At 63.1% G+C, this 4,627-nt stretch carries 7 protein-coding genes and 2 tRNA genes; 5 read left to right on the forward strand and 4 right to left on the reverse strand.

All coding sequences use genetic code 11. The features are described 5' to 3' along the window. Positions 1 to 209: 209 nt before the first annotated feature. Positions 210 to 295, reverse strand: a tRNA-Tyr gene (locus tag AAFX91_RS39325). 206 nt (positions 296 to 501) lie between these two features. Here AAFX91_RS39325 and rlmB point away from each other — a divergent pair. Further along, positions 502 to 1,326, forward strand: a complete 825-nt coding sequence (rlmB, locus tag AAFX91_RS39330; RefSeq protein ID WP_394570085.1) for a 23S rRNA (guanosine(2251)-2'-O)-methyltransferase RlmB — start codon at positions 502 to 504, stop codon at positions 1,324 to 1,326. A gap of 55 nt (positions 1,327 to 1,381) precedes the next feature. Here rlmB and AAFX91_RS39335 read toward each other — a convergent pair whose 3' ends face one another. From AAFX91_RS39335 to AAFX91_RS39345, 3 genes are all read right to left on the reverse strand, one after another. Continuing rightward, on the reverse strand, positions 1,382 to 1,816 hold the full coding sequence (locus tag AAFX91_RS39335; RefSeq protein WP_130584373.1) for a hypothetical protein: 435 nt from the start codon (positions 1,814 to 1,816) through the stop codon (positions 1,382 to 1,384). Positions 1,817 to 1,938: 122 nt separating this feature from the next. Then, positions 1,939 to 2,415 (reverse strand): hypothetical protein, encoded by a 477-nt coding sequence (locus AAFX91_RS39340; RefSeq protein WP_130584215.1) that lies wholly within the window; start codon positions 2,413 to 2,415, stop codon positions 1,939 to 1,941. 108 nt (positions 2,416 to 2,523) lie between these two features. Then, entirely contained in the window at positions 2,524 to 3,195 is a 672-nt protein-coding gene (locus tag AAFX91_RS39345) for an urease accessory protein (protein WP_394570086.1), read from the reverse strand. Between the two features lie 214 nt (positions 3,196 to 3,409). On the opposite strand from AAFX91_RS39345, the gene AAFX91_RS39350 reads away from it, so the two are divergent. The 4 genes from AAFX91_RS39350 (at position 3,410) to AAFX91_RS39365 (ending at position 4,555) form a co-directional block, all read left to right on the forward strand. Further along, entirely contained in the window at positions 3,410 to 3,868 is a 459-nt protein-coding gene (locus tag AAFX91_RS39350; protein WP_394570087.1) for a hypothetical protein, read from the forward strand. Between the two features lie 122 nt (positions 3,869 to 3,990). After that, a tRNA-Thr gene (locus AAFX91_RS39355) sits at positions 3,991 to 4,065 on the forward strand. A gap of 102 nt (positions 4,066 to 4,167) precedes the next feature. Continuing rightward, positions 4,168 to 4,320, forward strand: coding sequence for a hypothetical protein (locus tag AAFX91_RS39360; RefSeq protein ID WP_155255128.1), 153 nt, complete (start codon positions 4,168 to 4,170; stop codon positions 4,318 to 4,320). A gap of 43 nt (positions 4,321 to 4,363) precedes the next feature. After that, positions 4,364 to 4,555, forward strand: coding sequence for a hypothetical protein (locus AAFX91_RS39365; RefSeq protein WP_282530839.1), 192 nt, complete (start codon positions 4,364 to 4,366; stop codon positions 4,553 to 4,555). The last annotated feature ends 72 nt before the right edge of the window (positions 4,556 to 4,627 follow it).

Here is a 4,627-nt window from a genome sequence, read left to right on the forward strand (position 1 = left end):
GATCAAAGCTTCGCAGCCATGATCCATCTGACCGCTGCCGTGATAAACTCCCGATGAATCCCAACAGACCCTAGAGCGTTCCCTAAACAAAAATCAAAAAGGGTCGCACGAATGCGACCCTTTTTTCGTGCAGGGAACGGTCGCATGACATGCCTCTAATCCATCATCGCCATCCAGAAATTCCACTGGTCTGTCAGCATGTTGCTAGATGGTGGGGGAGGCAGGACTCGAACCTGCGAAGCCATGAGGCGGCTGATTTACAGTCAGCTCCCTTTGCCACTCGGGACACTCCCCCGTCCCAACAGCGTCGGACGCCACCCGCCCGAAGTGGCGGCGGACAGGTCAATCGGTGACGCTGGTGACCGCGGGACCCGTCGGGGTGCGCGGCCGGCGCGTTTATGTGCGAAGGGAGGTGGCAAAGTCAACCAAGGGAAGCCGTTAATCGGCATCCTTTTGCCGGCAAAATTGCCATTGTCCGGAACCCGTGAGACAAGGCCCGTGATGAGCGATCGTGACCGCAAGCCCCCATTCCGCCGCGGCGGGGCTAAACCACTCGAAAAAGGGCGAAAATCGGCCGGGCGGCCGGTTTGGCGCAGCCGCGATTCGGATGCCGACGGCCCGGTGATTCTCTACGGCTGGCATACGGTTTCGCTGGCGCTGGCCAATCCGGAGCGCCGGATCCGCAAGCTGTTCGTAACCGAGAATGCGGCCCGACGGCTCGCCGAAGAAGGCATCGACACCCGCGTGTCCCCGGAGCTCGTCCGCCCCAGCACGATCGACCAGCGTCTGGGACCGGATGCCGTGCATCAGGGGCTGCTGGTGGAGGCCGATCCCCTGCCCTCGCCGGATATCGATACGCTCGAGCCCGAGGGCATCGTGCTGGTGCTCGACCAGATCACCGATCCGCACAATGTCGGCGCCATCCTGCGCTCGGCCGCGGCCTTCGCGGTGAAGGCGATCGTCACCACCGCGCGCCACAGCCCCGAGGCGACCGGCGTGCTCGCGAAATCGGCCTCCGGCGCGCTGGAGCTGGTGCCGCTCATCACCGTGCAGAACCTCGCCCGCGCGCTGACCGCCTTGAACGAGCGCGGCTTCCTGACCGTCGGCCTCGACAGTCAGGGGAGCGAGGATCTCAGTCAGGCCGCGCTACGGCAGCCGCTCGCGCTGGTGCTCGGCGCCGAAGGCAAGGGATTAAGACAACTGACGCGGGAGACCTGCAGCGTGGTGGCGCGGCTCGACATGCCCGGCGAGATCAAGAGCCTCAACGTCTCGAACGCTGCAGTGCTCGCGCTCTATATCGGCGCAAGCCGGCTCGGCCTGATGTGAAAGCGTCCGCTCGCACGATGCGAACGGGCGCCAATTTCAGGAAGCGCCTGTCAGGTCAGTAGTAGCGGCGCAGCACGCGCTGGCCGTGATAATATTGCGAGTGGCCGTAGCGATAGTGCGAACGATAGTAGCGCGGGCGCAACGGACGATAGTACGAGACCCCACCCTCGCGATAGGTCGGGACCGGCGCCCAGTTGCCCGGGCCGGTATAGGTCGGCCCCTGGTTGACATAGTAGTATTGCTGCTCTGGATCCGGGAGCCGCTGGGTGACCCAGCCGTAGCCAGGGCCACAGCCGCCGCAGCCAGAGGTGTAGTTGTAGCTCACGACCGGCGCGGAATAGACCGGCGCGGCGTAGACCGGCGGCGCGCAGGGGCTGGCATAATAGCCATAAGAGCCGCACGGCGAGCACGAGCCGTACCCGCACGCCATTGCGGGTGCCGCAGCCATGACCGCGACTGCCGCGACCATTCCTGAAATTATGTGACGCATTACCTACTCTCTCCTGTTGGTGTGTTCTTGTTGGCTCATCTCTTTGTTTGAGCATGATCTCCGCGCAAACGCTTTGCGTTTGTCGCGAGGGAAAACCGATTTCCACTTTTCCGGACCATGCTCTAGCGCGGAATTCTCGGCGGCCGGCGGTGATGGTCGCGCGGGAACTGGTCATACTGCGGCGCGTAGATGATGGGCGGCGCATCGACGGGCGGGCCTGACTGCGCCGGCAGCGGCATCGACTGCGCGGACCAGGATTGGTGATAGCTTTCGGCCGGCTTGGGCAGACGCCGGTTCGAGGGCGGCTCGATCTCCAGGCGCCCATAGCCCGGCATGTGGCCGAGGCTCGGATAATAATGGCCGACATTGGGCTCGGAATCGATGTAGCGGCCGCCATAGATGGTCGGCTGCACGTGGACGTTCTTGCCGAGGCCCCACTCACCTTCGATCACGGCATAGGAGGCGTCGATGCCGTTGATGATGATCGGCACGCCACGGCGATAGGGAACGACGATATCGAAGCCGCCGCCGGAGCCGCCGCCGGCAAAGGCCGTCGACGTCATCGCCAAAAGAATCCCCGCTGTAATGCCAACGCGCATTGGTTGCTTTCCTGTCTCGTTCAGCAACCTAATCGAATGCGCGCAGCCAAAGGTTAAGGCGGCAGGCCAAACTGCCGGTAAGCCTAACGCGTGAGCACGCCGGCTCGCTCAATTCCGGCCGATCGCGATCAGGACGAGCCCGACCGCGCCTTGCAGCCCGCGGTTGGCCCAGGTGAGCCAGCGCGCGGATGCCGCGATCGGCACCGCAATCACGGTGGACAGCGCGCCCATGCCTACCATCGAGCCAATCCCGAACAGGGCAACATAGCCCAGTCCGACGATCGGGCTCGAGGCCTGCGACACCGCAAGCACCAGCAATGCTGCAGAACCGGCCATGCCGTGCATCAAGCCGATCAGCAGCGTGCGCCAGCGAAAGCCGTGCGCGTGGACATGTGTGGCGACATGATGCGGCTTCGTCTCGCCGGCATGGCTGTGGGCGTGGAAATGCACCGTTCCGTCGCCGTGGCCATGGCGGTGGAAATGGACGCGGTCGCGCCACAGACGCCACAGCACATGGGCACCGAGCCCGATCAGCATGATGCCGACGGCGCCCTCGATCGGCCGGGCCACCGTCTCGGGGATCGCGTGTCCGAGCAGGATGGCGGCGCCCGCGAAGCAGAACAGCGTCAGCGTATGGCCGAGCCCCCAGGTAAGCCCGTGCCTGACGATGTCGCCGACATGGGTCCGGCGCGCGGCGATGCTGGAGACGGCAGCGATATGGTCGGGCTCGAGCGCATGCTGCATGCCCAATAGAAAACCAAGTCCCAGGATTCCAAACATGCGCGCCGCCCGCTCCAACACCCCATTTGACACGAAGTCACGGCCCTTGTCAGGCACTGCTTCAACAAAGGGCGGCGTATCAACGTCCGCGAGTACCAACCTTCCTATGCGCTTGCTGCGATCACCTGGGTTTGAAGTCGCGTGAACAGGATGAGTGGAACAGGCCGGCCGCGCGGCCGCTTGGTGTCGGTTGCGACTTCAAGGAGAATCTCACATGAGACCACTCGCTATCGTCGGCACCGCCGCGCTGCTCGCTTCCGCCCTGGCCGCTCCCGCCGGGGCGCAACAGGTGATCTACAATCCCGGCTATTGCGCTCAGTTCTATCCGAACGCCAATTGCCAGAACCAAGGACCGGGAAATCCCTATACCGGCAGCTACCAGCAGCGTCGCGCCGCCGCCTATCAGTACAACAATGGCTGGAACAATGGCTGGAACAACAGCTACGCTCGCTGGGACGATCGCAGCGGCTTCTGGCCGGGCAACGTCGCCGCCGGGGTTGTCGGAGGCGCCGTCGGCACGGCGGCCGCGGTCGCCACGGCGCCATTTGCCGGTTTCGATAACGGTTACCGAGGCGGCTACTACACCCAGAGCTACGCTGAGCGTAACGGCCTCGTCTGCACGCCCGGCACCTGGTTCCGCGGCGAGGATGGCCGCCGTCACCCCTGCCAATAACCCGATCGACGAGTTGGGGAAAAGGCGGTCGCCCGGCCGCCTTTTTCCTGCACGGGTCTTGCCTGGCTGCCCTCAGGTTCTGGCCCTGCGCCGACAAGTCTGATATGCGAGCGGCCGAAATTGCCGGCTTAGCTCAGCGGTAGAGCAGCGGTTTTGTAAACCGAAGGTCGGGGGTTCAATCCCCTCAGCCGGCACCATCCGCTTCATCAAAGCGCCGTGTTTTGCGCCAAGATCGTTTCAAGCCATTTCCATTGTCGAGGCGGACCGCGCGCGTATTTCAGCCGAACAGGATTTTAAGAATGACTTATTTCATCTACGCCCGCGACGGCACGGGGCAGATCATCCTAAGGCGCGAGAGTGAGGATGCCGCGCTGAAGAAAGCGCACGAACTCAAGGAGATGGGCTGGTTCGACGTCGAGATTCGACAGGACAAGAAGCCTGCCGCTGCCTGATGAACCTTTGCGGTTCGTGCCGGACATACGTTCGAGGTGCCACATGTCCGACACACAGCACTACCGGTTTCAATCCGAGCAAGCGAAGCGGCTGGCCTATCAGGTCATTGATGCAGACGTTCGCGAAAAACTGCTCGAAATGGCCGATGAATATGACCGCTACGCTGACCTGATCGAAGCAAAGGCCTCCGAACGGCTGGCCGAGACGACCGCAACACCACTTCCCGCGAGCTAGCATTACAGTTGTAATTGACTGAGGATTCTGAATCCATGGGCAACCATGATTCGAAGATCGTGGACGCAGGCA

This window comes from Bradyrhizobium sp. 31Argb (assembly GCF_043638955.1).
Classification (GTDB): domain Bacteria; phylum Pseudomonadota; class Alphaproteobacteria; order Rhizobiales; family Xanthobacteraceae; genus Bradyrhizobium.